Below are 17,817 nucleotides of genomic sequence, written 5' to 3' on the forward strand. Positions count from 1 at the left end.
GACAACGGTCGGCACAGGAGGCTTGAGTGGCGGATGAACAGATGGGTTCCACCAGGGGTCAGCGCGCGCGCCTGGATTTGAGAGTGCCTTTAATTAGGAACGTCAGTGCGGGCATCACATCGGCCAGGCAACTCCTACGGGAATCAGCTGGGAAGGCCGTACATCGGCTCCCCCGCCAGCCAGAGGTTGGGGTGAGCCGCTCCGGGAAAACACAACCACTTGTAATACAAGTAAGCAACTTATATCCTAAGACTGTGGGCGAAGGAGCCCAGCCCCGCCTTTAGGAGAATCCATGAGCAGCGTCGATCTGATCCGGCACGTCAAACTGTCCACCGCCCGCCTTCCCCTCTCAGTCCCCATCAGCGATGCCAAAGTCTTCACGGGCCGGCAGAAGCCCATGACGGAGGTGGTTTTCCTCTTTGCCGAGATCACCACCGAACTGGGACACACCGGCGTCGGCTTCAGCTACTCCAAGCGCGCCGGCGGCCCCGCCCAGTACGCCCACGCCAAGGAAGTGGCCGAGGGCGTCATCGGCGAGGACCCCAACGACATCGCCAAGATCTATACCAAACTGCTCTGGGCAGGCGCCTCGGTGGGCCGTTCCGGCGTCGCCACCCAGGCCCTCGCCGCCATCGACATCGCCCTCTACGACCTCAAAGCCAAACGGGCGGGCCTGTCCCTGGCCAAGTTCCTCGGCTCCCACCGTGACTCGGTCCAGACCTACAACACCTCCGGCGGCTTCCTCAACGCCAGCCTCGAAGAGGTCAAGGCCCGCGCCACCCAGTCCCTCGAAGAAGGCATTGGCGGCATCAAGATCAAGGTCGGCCTCCCGGACAGCAAAGAAGACCTGCGCCGGGTCGCCGGCATCCGCGAACACATCGGCTGGGACGTCCCGCTCATGGTGGATGCCAACCAGCAGTGGGACCGCGCCACCGCCCTGCGGATGGGTCGACAGCTCGAGGAATTCAACCTCATCTGGATCGAAGAACCCCTGGACGCCTACGACTTCGAAGGCCACGCACACCTGGCCAACGTCCTGGACACCCCCATCGCCACCGGCGAAATGCTCGCCTCCGTGGCCGAACACAAGGGCCTCATCAACGCCAACGGCTGCGACATCATCCAGCCCGACGCACCCCGCGTCGGCGGCATCACCCAGTTCCTCCGCCTCGCAGCCCTCGCCGACGAACGTGGGCTGGGCCTTGCCCCGCACTTCGCCATGGAAATCCACCTCCACCTCGCCGCCGCCTACCCGCGCGAGCCCTGGGTGGAGCACTTCGACTGGCTGGACCCGCTGTTCAACGAGCGCCTCGAAACCAAGGACGGCCGCATGATCGTTCCGGACCGCCCGGGCCTCGGCGTTACCCTCAGCGACCAGGCACGCGCCTGGACCACCGAGTCCGTGGAGTTCGGCGCGTAACCCCGAAGCCGTAACCTTGAAACCATGAGCCGGAACCTCACCGCGGACCTCGCCGCTGACCTTCGCACCCGCATCGTCGACGGCGTCATCCAGCCAGGTGAGAAGCTCCCCAGCGAGAACACCCTCATCAGCGACTTCGGCGTCAGCCGGACGGTTGTCCGCGCGGCGCTGACCCGGCTACAGGCCGAGGGACTTGTGGAAACCGAACGGGGGCGCGGCAGCTTCGCCCTCACCCCGCCGTCGGACGGGCCCCAGGCAGCACCCGGGGCCCGTCCTGTGGCCAGCATGGAGGACCGCCTCCACCTGCTTGAGTTCCGCATGGGCGTGGAAACCGAGGCGGCCGCACTTGCCGCCCGCAACCACACCGAGCGGCAACTGAGGGCGGTCACCGCAGCGCTGGAGGAATTCACAGCCAGCGCCGGCCACCCGGCCCACGCCATGAAGTCCGATTTTGAGTTCCACCGCGCCGTGGCAGCTGCCTCCGGCAACCCCTACTACTCGGACTGCCTCGCTGCCCTGGGCCAGACGATGATCGCGATGCCGCGCACCCGCTTGATGACCGGCGTCGAGCATTACGCCCGGGACCACTTCGACCAGGTGGTCCAGGAGCACCGCTCCATCTCGGACGCCATCGCCGACGGTGACGAGGCTGCCGCGGCCGCCGCCATGCGCAGCCACCTGGCCAACTCACGACGACGCTTCAAGGCTTCCGCGCGCCCGTAACCTCGGGCTCGTCCCGGCAGGGCGAGACCCAACCTTGTTCGCGGATCCGAACCTTTATGGCCAGGATTCGCGAACAAGCCCAGGATCCGTGGCCAGAGGTTAAACAGAAGAGCCCCGGTCCTAAGACCGGGGCTCCTCATTTGCGTGCGCGAGGGGGGATTTGAACCCCCACGCCCTTTCGGACACTGGCACCTGAAGCCAGCGCGTCTGCCGTTCCGCCACTCGCGCGCAACTTCCTTCACTGAATTCCGGCAGGTTTCCCTGATCCGCAACCCTGTGAAAGCAGCGAGATCAAGCATAACGGACATTGCAGGGAAAATACCAATTGGGCTCCAGAGCGGCGGTGGATGCCCGCAAGTACGTGCCACTTGGGCCAAGCCGAAGAGCTGGGACCAACGCCCCCCACGGCACCACAGGCAACTGCAAACCGAACTTTTGGCGGCGCCCGGCCGTTGTGAATTAGGGTCATTCACAGGCCTGCCCAGTAGTATCGGATGTAGGAGTGGCTGCTGCATGCGGGCACACCGGAGGCCTGGCAACACCACTGCAAGTGAACTTACGGAACGATAACTGCCCCGCAGCCGGGGGGAAAGGAGAAGAACCATGGGTCTGCTGGACAAGGTGGAGCGCGGCATCGAAAAAGCCGTCCGGGGCGTCTTCTCCACCGGCTCGCGCGCCCAGGTGGAACCCGTGGAGATCGCCAGCCGGCTCCGGCGCGAAGTTGACCACAAATCCCTCACCGTTGCCGCCGGCCGCACCCTGGTGCCCAACGTTTTTGACGTCCAGCTCAGCGATGACGACTTCAAGCGGGCCCAGGAGTGGGGCACGGCCCTGGCCGAGGAACTGTGCGACGTGGTGATCAACCACGTCCGCAGCCAGGGCTACATCCTGCAGGGCCCGGTGCGAATTTCCTTCCGGCGCGAGTCCGAACTGCGGCCCGGCGACTTCGAGATCGTTTCCACAACAGAGAAGTCCGGTTCCGCGCCTGCCCGTCCCAACGTGCCGGCTGCTCCCAACCGCCGGCCAGTCCGCCTGCAGCCTGTCCTGGACATTGACGGCCAGCGGTACTCACTGAATGCACCGTCGATCGTTCTGGGCCGGTCTTCAGAAGCTGACATTCACATCGAGGACACAGGAGTTTCACGGCGCCACCTCGAGATCCGGACCCTCAACGGCGTCACCAGCGCCGTGGACATGGGCTCCACCAATGGCAGCTATGTCAACGGACACAAAGTTTCCGGAAGCACCGAACTCACCGACGGCTCCACCATCACGATGGGACGGACAAAGATCATCTTCCGCCTGCTCCCCGCCAGCCCGGGTGGCTCCGTATGAGCGAACTGACCATCACCGCCCTGCGGTTCGGCTTCCTGCTGCTGCTGTGGGTGCTGATCTTCAGCATTGTCTCCGCCATGCGCCGCGACCTCATGGTGGGCCGCAAGGCAGCCGCCGGCGCACCCACCGCCCGCCAGGTCCGCAAAAACCCGAACCTGGCCGATGCGCCGCCGCAGCCGGTGAAACAGCACGCCAGGCAGCTGGTAGTGGTTGAAGGCCCTCTCAAGGGAACAACCCTTCCCCTCGCCGCAAGCCCCATTCTCCTCGGCCGCGCCCAGGAGGCCACCCTGGTCCTGGAAGACGACTACGCCTCCGGCCGCCACGCCAGGCTCTTTCCCCAGGGCAGCCGCTGGTTCATTGAAGACCTCGGCTCCACCAACGGCACCTACCTGGGCGATCAGCAACTGACCCGCGCCCTGCCCGTTGAACCTGGTGTTCCCGTGAGAATCGGCAAGACGGTCATCGAATTGAGGCCATAGGCGTGGCCGAACCGCAAACCCCCGCAACCGACCCCAAGCCGGTGGAGCGGCCCCTCATCATGCGCTTTGCCGCGCGCTCCGACGTCGGAAAAATCCGCGCCAAAAACGATGACTCCGCCTATGCGGGACGCCACCTGGCCGTGGTGGCCGACGGCATGGGCGGCCACGCGGGTGGCGACGTTGCGTCCGCGGCCACCGTGTTGGACATGATCCACCTGGACCATGACGATTACGACGGGGACGCTGCCACCACTTTGGCGGACGAGATCCAGACCGCCAACTCGCTGCTGTCCGAACTGGTGCATATCAACCCAAAGCTCGCCGGAATGGGCACCACGGTCACCGCGCTGCTGCTCGCCGAAGGAAAGCTCCACTTCGCCCACATCGGCGATTCACGCGCCTACCGCCTGAGAGATGGCAAGTTCGAGCAGGTCAGCGTTGACCACACCTTTGTGCAGCGGCTCATCGACGAGGGACGGCTCCGCCCCGAAGAGGCCGAAACCCATCCGCACAAAAACGTCCTGATGCGTGTCCTGGGCGACGTGGACGCCAGCCCCGAACTGGACCTGGACAGCCTTGACGTCAGGCCGGGTGAGCGCTGGCTCCTCTGCTCCGACGGGCTCAACTACGTGGCCGGCCACGCCGTGGAACGCACCGTGCGCGAGACCAGGGACCTGGGTGAATGCGCGGAAATCCTGGTGGAGCTCACCCTTGAGGCAGGCTCCCCGGACAACGTCACCGTGGTGATGGTGGACATCGTTGAGGAAACGCCCGACGACGTCAATACCGCCGCCGTCGACGTCATTCCTTCCCCCGGGGCCACCAAAGCCCCTGCCGCGGCAAAGGACGCGCAGCCTCTAGCCGCCGTGCCACCGGAAGGAAAGGGCTCCGGCAAGGCTGCCGCCTCCCTGCCAGGCGCAGCAGCCCCGGCAGCCAAAACACCCGCAGCAACGGAAGCTCAGAATGCCGGCGCTGATGGTGGCCCGGACACCCCGAAAACTGGCAATGGCACCGGCAAAGCAGACTCGGAGGCAGACTCCGAGTCTGGTTCGCCCGGGTCGGATTCGTCTGAGCAGGACCCCTCTCACGCCGGTTCAACAGACCCGCACCTCGGCGAACACCTCACCGCCGAAGTACTGCGCGAAGAACTTTCGTCACGCCCGCATGAACTGGTGGGCGCGGCAGCAACAGCCGCAGAGACCGGATCCATTCCCACCATCGCCGGCCGCACTGTTGCACGGCGCGCCGCCACCCTCCTCACGCACAAGGCTGAACCGCAGCCCGGCGATGCTGAAGACAACCTCGTCCCGCTCAAGCCACGCCGGTGGGTCACCTGGTCCATCGCCGCGCTGGTGCTGGTGGTCCTGACGGCGGCGCTCTGGCTCGGCTACGCGTGGACCCAGACCCGCTACTACGTCGGCGAGTTCGACGCCCGGGTGGCCATCTACAATGGCGTCTCCCAGCGGCTCGGACCCATCCAGCTTTCCACCCTTGAGACGGTTACCGAGATCCGGATGGACTCGCTCCCCCCGTTCTCGCAGCAGCGGGTACGCCAGACCGTCCCCGCCCAGGACCTCTACGACGCCCAGCGCATCGTCAAGAACCTCGAACTCACCGGCACCACGTCACCCGAAGAGGGGTGCCCGTCCCCGTCGGCATCGCCCGCCACGTCCCCGGTTCCGGCCAGCCCGCCGCCGTCGACAGATGCCCCAGCGCCGGCACCCGATACCTCAACCGCCCCGGCATCGCCGACACCCTCAGCACCGTCCCCCACACCCAGTCCCACGATCTCCTGTGAGGTGGGCCAATGACCCAGCCCAGTACCGCGCCCAAGCCACGACGCAACGTGGAGCTCGCCTTGCTCCTGCTTGCCCTCTGCGTGGGCATCGGCGCCAACATGCTGGTTGGCGTGGACAAGGAAAAGGCCTTCGATTCGGACTTCTGGTTCCAGTCCAGCCTCCTCGCTGTTGCGGCCCTGGTATTCCACGGGGTCCTCCGCTTCCGGGCCAAATATGCTGATCCAGTAATACTTCCCGTGGTTGTGGCCCTCAACGGCATTGGCCTGGCCATGATCCACCGCCTGGACGCGCCCGGCGATGACACCGGCAACAACCAACTCCGGTGGACCCTCATCGCCATGGCCGTGGCCATCGCGGTGATCTGGTTCCTCAAAGACCACCGGGTCCTGCGCAAATTCACCTTCATCTCACTTGCCGCCAGCGCCCTGCTCCTGTTGCTGCCCCTGATCCCCGGGATCAGCGCCGGGGAGATCCTGGGCGCGCGCGTGTGGATCCGGCTCGGCCCCATGACCTTCCAGCCCGGCGAAGTCGCAAAGATCACCCTCGCAATATTCTTTGCAGGGTATCTGTCGTCCAACCGGGACCTCATCCTGCTGGCCGGCCGGAAAATCGGCCCGATGCAGTTCCCCCGCTTCAAGGACATGGGACCCATGATCACTGCCTGGCTGGTCAGCATCGGCGTGCTCATCTTCCAGCGTGACCTGGGCTCCTCGGTCCTGTTCTTCGGCCTCTTCATCGTGATGATCTACGTTGCCACCAGCCGCATCAGCTGGGTGGTCATCGGCCTGGCCCTCATCCTTGGCGGCGGCTTCGTGGCAGCGCAGGTGTTTTCCCACGTCCAGCAGCGCGTGTTCGGATGGCTCAATGCCTTTTCCCCTGAGGTCTACGAAAACGGCAGCCGGCAGGTAATCCAGGGCCTCTTCGGCATGGCCAACGGCGGCCTGGTGGGAACGGGGCTGGGCCAGGGCCGTCCGGATCTGGTGCCCTTTGCCAACAGCGACATGATCATCGCCTCCCTCGGCGAGGAGCTGGGGCTGATCGGACTGTTCGCCATCGTCCTGATGTACCTGCTGCTCTTCACCCGGGGTTTCCGGGCCGCCCTCGGCACCCGCGACGCGTTCGGAAAGCTGCTGGCCTGCGGCCTGTCCTTCGCCGTCGCGCTGCAGTGCTTTGTGGTGATCGGCGGCGTCACCCGGCTCATCCCCTTGACCGGCCTCACCACCCCATTCCTGGCCGCCGGCGGCTCATCGCTGTTGGCCAACTGGATCATCGTGGGCCTGCTCCTGTTGATTTCCCATACCGCCCGCGGACCGGTGGATACCACTCCGCCTCCTTCGGCAAAAGAAGCCGATTCCCTGGGCATTGACACTCCTACCGAGGCGGTGAAGCACCCGTGAACCAGGCAATACGGCATTCGTGGGTAGCGGCAGTTGCCATGTTTGCACTGCTCTTCGGCGCCATCAGCTTCGTCCAGGTGGTAGGTGCCGACGATCTCAAAGCCAACCCGCTTAACCAGCGCGCCATCCTGCAGAACTACTGCAATGACCGCGGCGCCATCATTGTGGGCGGAAGTCCCGTGGCGGAATCGGTGGAAAGCGGTTCGGAGACCTGCAAGTTCCAGCGCACCTACTCACAGCCCGAACTCTATGCAGGCATCACCGGGTACTTCTCACAGAACTACGGCGCCACGGGCCTGGAACAGGCCCTCGGCCAGCAGCTTGCAGGCAATTCGGACCAGCTGTTCCTGGACCGGGTGGGGCAGATGTTCCTGGGAAACCAGCCCAAGGGCGCCTCGGTGGAACTCACCATCGACCCCGAGATCCAGAAGCTCGCATATGACCTGATCCCGGACGGCCAGCGCGGCTCGATCGTGGTGACCAACCCCAAGTCCGGGGCCATCCTGGCCATGGCGTCCAAGCCGTCCTACAACCCGAACCTCGTTGCCACCCAGGACACCGAGCAAGAGTCGGCCAACATCAACGAACTGGTTAAGATCCCCGGCATCAACCTGAACGCCAACGTCAGCGGTCCCACGGGCGAGCAGCTCGCCCCGGGTTCGGTCTTCAAGCTGGTGGACACAGCCGCGGCCCTTGCCTCGGGCAAGTACAACAAGGACAGCGAGCTTCCCAATCCTGCAGAGATGCCCTTCGACGGCATCCAGTACAAGCTGCCCAACTACGCCGGCGGCAACTGCTACACCCGGAACACAGCGGACTTCGCGTTCGCCCTGCAACAGTCCTGCAACACCCCGTTCGCGAGCATCGCCCTTGACCTGGGGCGCAACGCCATTGCCGAACAGGCCAAAAAGTTCGGCTTCGGCGAAGACATGGGCGACCAACTGAAGCTGGGTTACGCCAAGGGCAACGGTTTCCCCGACGACCTGGACGCTCCGGGGCTGGCGCAGTCCGCCATCGGACAGCGCGACGTCCGCGCCACACCGCTGCAAATCGCCATGATGACTGCCGCCATCGCCAACGACGGTGTCCAGATGCGTCCCACCCTCATCAAGGCCTTGCGCTCCCCGGACCTGCGTGTCATCGACGAACCGCAGCCGCAGCAACTCCGGACCTCCACCACTCCGGCGATCGCCAACCAGATCACCGAATGGATGACCAGCGCGGTCAGCCAGGGCATCGCCAACAGGGCAGCAGTCCCCGGAGTCCAAGTGGCCGGCAAGACCGGAACCGCAGAGTTGGGCAACGGCGTCAACAACTCCTGGTTCACCGGGTTCGCCCCCGCAAACAACCCGCAGGTGGGAGTCACGATCGTCATGGAGGGCGTAGACATCACCACCGGCGCACAGCTAACCAGTCCGAACGCGAAGAAGATTTTTGAGGCGGTGTTGAATAAGTGAGGCCTACAACCGGAATCACCCTCGGCGGCAGATTCCAGCTGACTACGCGGATCGCGATCGGCGGCATGGGGGAAGTCTGGAAAGCCAAGGACCTTGTCCTGGGCCGCATCGTCGCCATCAAAGTCCTGAAAGAGGAGTACACGGGGGACCCCGGCTTCCTTCAGCGGTTCCGCGCAGAGGCCCGCCACACCGCCCTGCTCAACCACGTGGGCATTGCAAACGTCTTCGACTACGGCGAGGAAGAGGGCTCGGCCTACCTCGTGATGGAACTCGTTCCGGGCCAGCCGCTGAGCAGCATCATCGAGCATGAGCAGGTACTGTCCCCGGACCGCACCCTGTCCATCATCGCCCAAACCGCCCGGGCGCTCTCCGTTGCCCATGCCCAAGGCCTCGTGCACCGCGACGTGAAGCCCGGCAACATCCTGATCACCCCTGACGGCCGGGTGAAGGTCACTGACTTCGGCATCGCCCGCCTCGCCGACCAGGTCCCGCTCACGCAGACCGGCCAGGTGATGGGAACGGCGCAGTACCTGGCACCCGAGCAGGCCACCGGACAGACTGCCACGGGATCTTCTGACATCTACTCGCTGGGCGTCATCGGTTACGAGTGCCTTGCCGGGCACCGGCCGTTCTCCGGCGAGTCCCAGATCGCCATCGCCCTGGCGCAGGTGAACGACGCTCCGCCACCCCTGCCCGAGTCGCTTCCCGCCCCGGTGCGCGCCCTCCTGATGTCCATGCTGGCCAAGGATCCCAAGAACCGTCCGGCCAACGCCATCAAACTTGCCGAAGCTGCCGAGGCCATCCGGAACGGCGACATCAACGCCGCCCGCGCCGCGGTACCGGGCATGCTCCTCTTTGACGCGGACACAGGTCCCATTACCGCCCCCGTGGACACGGCCACTGCCCCCACCGGCGTCATCGGCGCCCAGCGGGACTCGTCGGACGCAGCCACCTCGGCGCTGCCGCGTACTGGGTGCCGGTGCTGCAGGAGCCGCGGCGGGGATGGCGGCAGGCGCTGCCGGCGCATCCGCAGCAGATGGTGAACCACAGGGGACACTGGCCCGCGCCAATGCCCTGGCCGCCGAGCGGAATTGGACCCCGGAAGAAACAACGTACGACGACGAGCCCGCCGATGAGCCGCGGCGTAAGGGCCGCAGCCCCTGGACGTGGCCGTTGGTTGCCTTGATCCTGCTGCTCCTGTTTGCCCTGGTGGGGTTCCTCGTAAGCCAGCTCGGACTCTTTTCGCCCTCCGGCAATCCCTCACCCAGCGCTACCTCCACCAGTGCGCCGGCTACGTCGGCCAGCCCCACCCGGACCACGCCGTCGGCTACCCCGACGCAGACGCGTTCCACGCCCACACCCACTCAGGAGCCCACGCCGGAAACGGTGAACGTCATCCCCGCGGCCTACCTCGGCAAGGACTACCGGACGGTTCAGTCGCAGCTTACAGACCTTGGGCTTGCGGTGAGTGTGGTCCCGCGGCAAACGACTGAGGCCGCTCCGGGGAGAGTTGTGGAATTGAACCCGACCGGTCCTTTGCCTTTGGGGTCGGCGATAACTGTCACCTATGCCGAGGCACCGCCCGCGCCCGCGCCGACCACGGCTGCCCCTACCACCGTTCCCACCACCGCTCCCAGCACCCCGTCCGCCGCAGGACCTACGGCGCCTTCATCCCTCCCGGCTTGTGGACCAGACCAAGTGCCCGGCCTGCCTACCTGCCGGCCGTAGCCGCCAGGACAGCCAGTGAACGAGTCAGCGCGCACACCGTTGCACCGGGAGGACAACCTCCCGGTGGATAGCCAGCGTGTCCTCAGCGGACGCTACGAACTGGGCGGCCTCATCGGCCGCGGCGGAATGGCAGACGTCTACCGGGGCCTGGATACCCGGCTGGGCCGTACGGTCGCCATCAAGCTGCTCCGGCCGGATATGGCCCGGGACCCGCAGTTCCAGGCACGCTTCAAACGCGAGGCCCAGTCAGTGGCCGCCCTGAACCACCCCTCGATCGTGGCAATTTACGATACGGGCGAGCACATGGTCCATGACGGCTCCGATGACAACGTCCGGGTGCCGTACATCGTGATGGAATACGTTGAGGGCAGGACCATCCGGGAACTGATCCGGGCCAACGAGGTCAGCATCAACCAGGCCATCGACTATTGCCTGGGCGTGCTCGGCGCCCTTGAATACAGCCACAAAGCCGGCATTGTGCACCGCGACATCAAGCCGGCCAACGTGATGTACTGCGACGGCACGGACTCGGTAAAAGTCATGGACTTCGGCATCGCCAGGGCCATCGCCGATTCCTCCGCCACCATGACCCAGACCCAGGCCGTGGTGGGCACGGCGCAGTACCTCTCTCCCGAGCAGGCCCGCGGCGAAACAGTGGACGCGCGCAGCGACCTCTATTCCGCGGCCTGCCTGCTCTACGAAATGCTGACCTCCCGCCCGCCGTTCGTCGGCGACAGCCCCGTGTCCGTGGCCTACCAGCACGTGCGCGAGATTCCGGCGCCGGCGAGCAGCCTGAACCCTGCCGTTTCCCCGGCACTGGACACCGTGCTGGCAAAAGCGCTGCAGAAAAGCCGCGACGACAGGTTCCAGGACGCCGCCGCCTTCCAGCGTGCCCTGCGCGCTGCTCGGGCGGGGGTTCCGGTCCCGGCAATTACTGCCTCGGAGGCACCCACCGATCCCAATGACCACGTCCCCGCCCCCACCACAGCGCCCGTGACCGAAGCGTTCGCGGCAGCCGGCGCAGGCTTCCTCGATGACCCCCCAACCGGGCGCTTGGCTGCCCTGGGCACTACAGCCGACGACGGCGGCGCCACTGCCGCCGCTTACGAACCTTCAGCACGCGATGGCCTGCCCCTCGGCTTCCCTCCCGAGCGCGAGCGGACCGCCCGGCAGAAGTCCCGCCGTCGTGCCTGGATAACCACCCTGGTGATCTTCACCCTCCTGGTCCTCACCGGCGGCGGGCTGTGGGTGTACGACACCGTGAACCGTCCGGCACCGCCGCCGCCCAAGGTGCAGATCCCGGCTGTGGCAGCGCTGACCGAATCGGCGGCACTGCAGGAGCTCTACGGCGCGGACCTCAAACCAAAAATCGTGCGGCTGCAGCATGACACGGTGCCCAAGGGGACAGCCATCGGAACGGATCCGGCGTCCGGCACGTCCATGGACCCGGGCTCCGATGTAGTGCTGAACATTTCCGAGGGGCCCAGCGCCGTGAAGATTCCGGACAGCCTGCCGGGCAAGACCGAAGCGGCGGCCAGGGATATCCTGCGCCAAAGCGGACTGGCGGGTGCCCCGTCCACCACCACGGCCAACAGCGCCACTGTCCCGGCCGGAATTGTGATTACCACCAGCCCTGCCCCCGGGCAGATGGTAGGAGTGGGCACCACGGTTGAGCTGGTGGTGTCCACGGGCAAGGTGGCAATTCCGGAACTGCGCGGCCGGACCCGCGAAGAAGCTGAAGCGGCACTGAAGGAACTCAGCCTCGTACCAGCGGTCACGGAGGCGGAGAACGCCCAGGTGGAGGCCGGCAGGGTGACGGACCAGAGCGATCCCGTTAACTCCGTGGTGGAGCAGGGAAAGACTGTCAGCATCGTGGTGGCCAAAGCCCCGCCACCGCCACCGTCCCCCACGCCTACACCGACGCCCACCTCCACAAAGAAGGGCTAGCGGCGGGCCGAGCCGGCGTGCTTGGCGAAGGCTAGTGCTGGATGAGCGGGCTCAGCTTCGCGGCGCGCGCCGCCGCACCCTTCATGCCCAGGGACTCAAGCCAGTTCCCCAGCATCTGGTAGCCGCCCTCGGTGAGCACGGACTCGGGGTGGAACTGCACACCGCACAGCGGCGCGGTCCGGTGCTGAAGCCCCATCACCACGCCCGACGCGGTTTCCGCGGTGACTTCCAGGACATCCGGGAGCGTTTCGCGGACGGCGGCCAGCGAATGGTACCGGGTGGCCGTGACGGGGGAGGGGAGCCCGGAAAACACGCTGGTCCCGATATGCTCCACCAGCGACGTCTTGCCGTGCATCAGTTCGGGCGCGTGCGTCACCTTGCCGCCGAACGCCTCCGCCAGCGCCTGGTGTCCCAGGCATACGCCGAACATCGGCACACTGTTCTCGCCGCACCATTTGATCAGCTCGATGCACACCCCGGCCTCTGCAGGGTTGCCGGGGCCCGGCGAAATGAGGATGCCGTCGCGCGTGCCGGCCAGTTCGATGGCCTCGGCGAGGGTGACGTCGTCGTTGCGGACCACTGTGGTCTCGGCACCGAGTTCCTGGAGGTAGCCCACCAGGGTGTAGACGAAGCTGTCGTAGTTATCCACCACGAGGATCTTGGTTGTGGTCATGGCTGGCTTGCGGAACCAATCGTTGAGTCGGTGAATTGGGTGTACTCGGACATCCACGGAAAAAGGAACTGAACCATCAATACCAGTGCGACGGCGACCAGCACCAGCGAGATGACGATCCGCAGCCACAGCGGCCCGGGAAGATGGCGGAAGATCCAGGCGTACATGCTCAGCCCCGTCCCGTCGCTGCGGCTACCTGGGCTGCAATCTCCGCCGGCGGACCGGCGGCGGCAGGGCGCCAGTTGTCCAGCAGCGCATAGGCGATGATGCGCTCTTCAGCACCAAAGCGGGGGTTGCAGCTGGTCATGGTGAGGAAGCTTTCGGTGGGGACGACGCCCGGCTGGGTGGGCACCGGCTCCAGGACGTCGGTTCGGGAGGGCATCACGATCTGGTTGTTGCGGAAGACGTAGATGTAGAAGCCGTCCTTCGTCTGTACGTAGATCTTGTCCCCGGGCACCAGCGTGTGGATGTTGTCCAGCACGGCGCCGTGCGTCTGCCGGTGGCCGGCAACGGCGAAGTTCCCCACGGCACCTGGCATGGCGGTGTTGCTGTAATGCCCCAGCCCCAGGGTGTCCAGCACATCCTGGCTGGTTCCCTGCACAATGGGCCGGGTGTAGTTCGGACCGAACCGGGGAATGTACATAATGCCGATGGTGCCGGCATGGCCGGGCGGGGTCCCCACGGCAGGAGGGCCGAAATCTTCGGGGGCGGCCGGGGCCGGGGCCTCCGGAGCGGCAGGTTCCGGGCTGCCCAGATCCTGGGCGAACTCCTTGATCACTGCGCTCTGCTTGGCATCCGATTCAACGTTGGTCCACCACAGCTGCCAGGCGACAAACAGCAGCAGGACCACCCCGGCGGTGATGAGCAGCTCACCCAGTACCTGGATGGTTCCGCGCAGAAATACGACGCCGGCACGCGGCGCAGCGGCGGGCCTCGCCTTCTCCTGCAGTACCACGCATTCTCCTCGGGGCGGTTGCGGCGGGCACTGGTGCCCCATGAACTACGACTAGAATTGGCTGCTAGTAAGAATCCAGATTTGACCAAGATCGCGCAGACCGCTGGCAACTTCCTTCTTGCAGGATATCAAGCCCGGAACGCCGAGCTTGCCTCAGCCCGCCAAGGAGAGCCAGTGCCCGAGTCAAAGCCTCGCAAGAAGACCGCCAGCACCACCGCGCAGGCGTCTTCGCAGACCTACAAGCCCAACCCTGTCTGGTTCAAGCCGGTCATGTTCGGCCTGATGATCATTGGCCTCCTCTGGATCATCACCTTCTACATCAGCGAGGGCCGCCTTCCGGTCCAGGCATGGGAATCATGGAACATCGTGGCCGGCTTCGGCATCGCGATCGTCGGATTCCTGATGACCACGCGGTGGCGTTCATAGCCGGTGGCATCCATGGCGCCTGACAGCGGCGCGGTGCTGGGGGAGGACGGACTGGCCCGTCCCCTGTGGGCTTCCACCGACCCCCTCCTGCGCGAGTACTACGACACTGAATGGGGCCTGCCAGTCACCGACGAACAGGGACTCTACGAGCGCATCTGCCTTGAGGGCTTCCAGGCCGGGCTCTCCTGGGCAACCATCCTCCGCAAGCGCCCCGCATTCCGTGCGGCCTTCGCGGCCTTCAACCCCGACGCCGTGGCGTTGTTCACCGAGGCCGACGTGGAGCGCCTGATGCAAGACCCGGGCATTGTGCGGAACCGGCTGAAGATCCGGTCTGCCATCACCAACGCCCAAGCCACCCTCGCCCTGCGGCAGGACGGTGGCCTGGTGGACTACGTGTGGCAGTTCAAGCCCGCACAGACGCCCCGCCCGGCCTTCCACGCAGATATTCCCACGCAGTCCCCGGAGTCGATAGCGCTGTCCAAGGCGCTGCGGAAAAGGGGATTCGCCTTCGTGGGACCCACCACCATGTTTGCGCTGATGGAAGCCATCGGCATGGTGGACACCCACCTGCTGGACAGCCACCGCCGTGGATCCTCGGGAATCTGGCCTGCTTCAGACGCCTGACCTTCCAAGTTTTCCCCAACTGTTGGGAAAGTTATCCACAGTGTTGATAACTTACTGCTGCCACCGGGCCGGAGCCGTGTTGGGGCGCCATGCCGTACCAAATGCGCCAATCGGGCCATTCGGATGCACTTATTAACAGTGTGGAAGAACTGTGGATAACGGGCAGCCCGTGCTTAACCAAGGGGGCTCAGCGCCGGGGAACCGTGCACTCTACCGGTCCCGAGAGACCGGATGGTGGCTGGTGATCGAGACCCGGTTGAATGCGTTCATGGCGATGGCCAGCCAGCTCACGGCAGAGAACTCCTCCTCCGAGAGGTGCTCCCGGGCGTAGGCTTCCTCATGACCCTGCACACTATGGCCCGGCAACTCCGTAATGCTCTCTGCCAATGCAAGTGCCGCACGCTCTTTCTCGGTAAAGAGAGCCGTCTCGCGCCATGCCGGCAGCACGGCCAGGCGCTGCGCGGTTTCCCCGGCCTCCATGGCTTCCCTGACGTGCAGGTCCAGGCAGTATGCACAGCCGTTCAGCTGTGAGACCCGGACCCGAAGGAGCTCCACGGTGGTTTCGTCCAGGCCGGCCGCCTCCGCGGCCTCCCGTACCTTGAGTCCGAGCCCGTTGAGGGCACGCCACAGGGTGGGATGCTGCTTGTCGAGATAGATGTTCTGAGTGGTGGCGCTCAATGGATTCTCCTGGTGAAAACACAACGGTGGGGAAAAACTAGCAGGTGGACAGCCCCGCCGAGGAGCGGGCCGTGAGTCCCTTGCCCCCAGCTTTACACACCCGGCCTGTTGATCTTTTCCACTTACCAACACTGCAATACCCACAAGTTATCCACAGCTGTGGAAATGCATGGGGAAATTTAGGCGTAGCGAGCCCCATGGCAGTGGCGTGTGGCTGTTTTTCCTGAAGGGAACTACATGCCTGTCAGTTATTAACACTGTGCACAAGCCTGTTGAAAGTACCCCGACAAAGGGCTTCCGGCGGCGGAAATCCCCGCTGTGCTTCGCCCTTTTCCACAGAACCGTAGTTGGCAGCCGATTTGTCCACTTAAGCACAGGCCTATCCCCAAGAGTTATCCACAGATGTGGATGGAGGAAGGGGATATCCGGGAAAACTCCTGCGTGCTGGCGGGAAAGGGACCTTTCCCATGTGAACTACAGGCGTGTAAGTTACCAACACTGTGGATAAAGGCTGTGGATAAAGGAGGCCCCGGCATCCGTGAGGATGTCGGGGCCTTATCTTGACGAGTGGAAGCTGCGCTGCGCCTGCACGGCTATAGCGAGATGCGTACCCAGCTGGCGGCAATCAACAGCGCCAGGACGGCTGCCAGGCCCGCTGCCTGGATTAGGCCTTGCCTGGGTCCGCGGGGGGTGTAGGCGAGGACCGCCGCGCACAGCGCACCTGTGGCCAGCCCGCCGAGGTGCGCCTGCCAGGCGATCTGGGGGATCAGGAAACCAATCACACCGTTGATGGCGATCAGCACCCAGAGCTGGCGAGTATCACCGCCCCGGTGCCGCTGCACCAGAAGCATGGCACCGAAAAGCCCAAAGATGGCACCGGAGGCACCGACCACTCCCACCTGTTGCTGCCCCGGCACGTAAAGCGACGTGAGCATGAGATAGCCGACGGAGCCGCCAATGGCGGCAATCAGGTACAGCGCCAGGAAACGGATCCGGCCGAGGAGCGGCTCAAGGGCTTGGCCAAAAATCCACAACGTATACATGTTCAAGATGATGTGGAGGTAGGAGCCCTGGGAGTGCAGGAAGGCAGCGGTTAACATCCGCCATGGCTCAAACTCTCCCCAGCGTGGCTCGACGTAGCCATTGGCATAGGCAAGATTTTGGTAGACCGCCTCATTGGGCAGCAACAACTGCAGCGCGTACATCACCACACACACGGCGATGATGACGTACGTTACCAATGGTTTGCCGGCCACTGCGGCGCCGCCGTAGACGGTCCGCACCTCCGGCGTCGTCCGCTTTGTTTCGTTGACGCAGTCAACGCATTGGAATCCGACGGCGGCCGCCCGCTGGCAGTCAGGGCATGCGGGGCGCCCGCACCTCTGGCAGCGCACATAGGAGGGCCGGTCAGGGTGCCGGGGGCAGACCGGAACCTGCGCGGACGGCTCAGCCGACGGAATTCCGTAACTCATGGAGGGGGATTACAGCTGTTCGATGTCGATGCTGTTGATGGTGACGTCCTCTACCGGGCGGTCACCCATGCCGGTGCGGACGCCTTCGATGGCGTCTACGACCTTCTTGGATTCGTCGTCCGCTACTTCACCGAAGATGCTGTGCTTGCCCTGCAGCCAGTCCGTGGGGATGGTGGTGATGAAGAACTGTGACCCGTTGGTGCCCTTGCCCATCTGGATGCCGGCGTTGGCCATCGCCAGCTTGTAGGGCTGGTTGAAGGTGAGCTCGGGGTGGATCTCGTCGTCGAAGCGGTAGCCCGGTCCACCCGTGCCGCGGCCCAGCGGATCGCCGGCCTGGATCATGAAGTCCTTGATGATGCGGTGGAAGATGGTGCCGTTGTACAGCGGCGTCCCGGTCTTGTCCTCGCCCGTCTCCGGGTGGGTCCACGCCTGCTCGCCGGTGGCGAGGCCTACGAAGTTCTTGACCGTCTTGGGCGCGTGGTTGCCGAAGAGGTTGACGACGATGTCGCCGAGGCTTGTGTGGATGGTTGCTTTTGCAGTTGCGATGGCAGTCATAGGCCCCATTCTTTCATGGCCCCCTGAGGTGGGGAGGGCTGCGGGGGCAGTTCCGCGCTCGGTGAAATCGGCCTAAAATCCGCGGAGGGAATAGCCGGTGAACATCAAGCCACGTAGGCTAACCACAGACCGTCACATTAATCGGGAGG

The 17,817-nt window shown here is 64.9% G+C and carries 16 protein-coding genes, 1 tRNA gene and 1 pseudogene; 11 read left to right on the forward strand and 7 right to left on the reverse strand.

The genetic code is table 11. The annotated features are described in order from the left end of the window. Positions 1–292: 292 nt before the first annotated feature. Positions 293–1,420, forward strand: a complete 1,128-nt coding sequence (locus QF038_RS20975) for a mandelate racemase/muconate lactonizing enzyme family protein (protein ID WP_307612970.1) — start codon at positions 293–295, stop codon at positions 1,418–1,420. 24 nt (positions 1,421–1,444) lie between these two features. Continuing rightward, the gene (locus QF038_RS20980; protein ID WP_307612971.1) at positions 1,445–2,143 is read left to right on the forward strand and encodes a FadR/GntR family transcriptional regulator; all 699 of its coding nucleotides are present in this window, start codon (positions 1,445–1,447) and stop codon (positions 2,141–2,143) included. Between the two features lie 145 nt (positions 2,144–2,288). Here the strand turns inward: QF038_RS20980 and QF038_RS20985 are convergent. Beyond that, a tRNA-Leu gene (locus tag QF038_RS20985) sits at positions 2,289–2,371 on the reverse strand. A gap of 375 nt (positions 2,372–2,746) precedes the next feature. Between QF038_RS20985 and QF038_RS20990 the strand changes: the two genes are divergently transcribed. The 7 genes and pseudogenes from QF038_RS20990 (at position 2,747) to pknB (ending at position 12,285) form a co-directional block, all read left to right on the forward strand. Beyond that, positions 2,747–3,478, forward strand: a complete 732-nt coding sequence (locus QF038_RS20990) for a DUF3662 and FHA domain-containing protein (RefSeq protein WP_307612973.1) — start codon at positions 2,747–2,749, stop codon at positions 3,476–3,478. Next, a complete protein-coding gene (locus QF038_RS20995; RefSeq protein WP_307612975.1) occupies positions 3,475–3,957 on the forward strand; it encodes an FHA domain-containing protein in 483 nt (160 codons plus the stop codon). The genes QF038_RS20990 and QF038_RS20995 overlap by 4 nt, the downstream gene beginning before the upstream one ends. 2 nt (positions 3,958–3,959) lie before the next feature. Further along, positions 3,960–5,768 carry a protein phosphatase 2C domain-containing protein gene (locus QF038_RS21000; protein ID WP_373461605.1) on the forward strand — a complete coding sequence of 603 codons (1,809 nt, stop codon included), beginning with the start codon at positions 3,960–3,962 and terminating at the stop codon, positions 5,766–5,768. Then, the gene (locus QF038_RS21005; protein WP_307612977.1) at positions 5,765–7,153 is read left to right on the forward strand and encodes an FtsW/RodA/SpoVE family cell cycle protein; all 1,389 of its coding nucleotides are present in this window, start codon (positions 5,765–5,767) and stop codon (positions 7,151–7,153) included. The genes QF038_RS21000 and QF038_RS21005 overlap by 4 nt, the downstream gene beginning before the upstream one ends. Continuing rightward, complete coding sequence (locus QF038_RS21010; protein ID WP_307612980.1) at positions 7,150–8,610, forward strand: penicillin-binding transpeptidase domain-containing protein; 1,461 nt, start codon at positions 7,150–7,152, stop codon at positions 8,608–8,610. The genes QF038_RS21005 and QF038_RS21010 overlap by 4 nt, the downstream gene beginning before the upstream one ends. After that, a pseudogene (locus QF038_RS21015) lies at positions 8,607–10,338 on the forward strand (serine/threonine-protein kinase). The gene QF038_RS21010 and the pseudogene QF038_RS21015 overlap by 4 nt, the downstream one beginning before the upstream one ends. Positions 10,339–10,353: 15 nt before the next feature. Then, on the forward strand, positions 10,354–12,285 hold the full coding sequence (gene pknB / locus QF038_RS21020; RefSeq protein ID WP_307612982.1) for a Stk1 family PASTA domain-containing Ser/Thr kinase: 1,932 nt from the start codon (positions 10,354–10,356) through the stop codon (positions 12,283–12,285). 31 nt (positions 12,286–12,316) lie between these two features. On the opposite strand, the gene QF038_RS21025 is transcribed toward pknB, so the two are convergent. From QF038_RS21025 to QF038_RS21035, 3 genes are read right to left on the reverse strand one after another with little or no spacing between them, the layout of a single operon-like run. Then, positions 12,317–12,958, reverse strand: coding sequence for an aminodeoxychorismate/anthranilate synthase component II (locus QF038_RS21025; RefSeq protein WP_091419350.1), 642 nt, complete (start codon positions 12,956–12,958; stop codon positions 12,317–12,319). Then, complete coding sequence (locus QF038_RS21030) at positions 12,955–13,125, reverse strand: hypothetical protein (protein WP_307612985.1); 171 nt, start codon at positions 13,123–13,125, stop codon at positions 12,955–12,957. The genes QF038_RS21025 and QF038_RS21030 overlap by 4 nt, the downstream gene beginning before the upstream one ends. A 2-nt stretch (positions 13,126–13,127) precedes the next feature. Next, positions 13,128–13,913 carry a class E sortase gene (locus QF038_RS21035; protein WP_307612987.1) on the reverse strand — a complete coding sequence of 262 codons (786 nt, stop codon included), beginning with the start codon at positions 13,911–13,913 and terminating at the stop codon, positions 13,128–13,130. A gap of 174 nt (positions 13,914–14,087) precedes the next feature. On the opposite strand from QF038_RS21035, the gene QF038_RS21040 reads away from it, so the two are divergent. Beyond that, complete coding sequence (locus QF038_RS21040; RefSeq protein ID WP_307612990.1) at positions 14,088–14,339, forward strand: cell division protein CrgA; 252 nt, start codon at positions 14,088–14,090, stop codon at positions 14,337–14,339. 12 nt (positions 14,340–14,351) lie between these two features. Next, on the forward strand, positions 14,352–14,963 hold the full coding sequence (locus tag QF038_RS21045; protein WP_307612992.1) for a DNA-3-methyladenine glycosylase I: 612 nt from the start codon (positions 14,352–14,354) through the stop codon (positions 14,961–14,963). Between the two features lie 210 nt (positions 14,964–15,173). On the opposite strand, the gene QF038_RS21050 is transcribed toward QF038_RS21045, so the two are convergent. From QF038_RS21050 to QF038_RS21060, 3 genes are all read right to left on the reverse strand, one after another. Beyond that, positions 15,174–15,641: a carboxymuconolactone decarboxylase family protein gene (locus QF038_RS21050; RefSeq protein WP_307612994.1), complete on the reverse strand. Its 468-nt coding sequence runs from the start codon at positions 15,639–15,641 to the stop codon at positions 15,174–15,176. Between the two features lie 593 nt (positions 15,642–16,234). After that, complete coding sequence (locus QF038_RS21055) at positions 16,235–17,113, reverse strand: rhomboid family intramembrane serine protease (RefSeq protein ID WP_307612996.1); 879 nt, start codon at positions 17,111–17,113, stop codon at positions 16,235–16,237. Between the two features lie 9 nt (positions 17,114–17,122). Continuing rightward, positions 17,123–17,668 carry a peptidylprolyl isomerase gene (locus tag QF038_RS21060; protein ID WP_307612998.1) on the reverse strand — a complete coding sequence of 182 codons (546 nt, stop codon included), beginning with the start codon at positions 17,666–17,668 and terminating at the stop codon, positions 17,123–17,125. Positions 17,669–17,817 lie beyond the last annotated feature (149 nt).

Source organism: Pseudarthrobacter sp. W1I19 (genome assembly GCF_030817835.1).
In the GTDB taxonomy this organism is placed as follows: domain Bacteria; phylum Actinomycetota; class Actinomycetes; order Actinomycetales; family Micrococcaceae; genus Arthrobacter.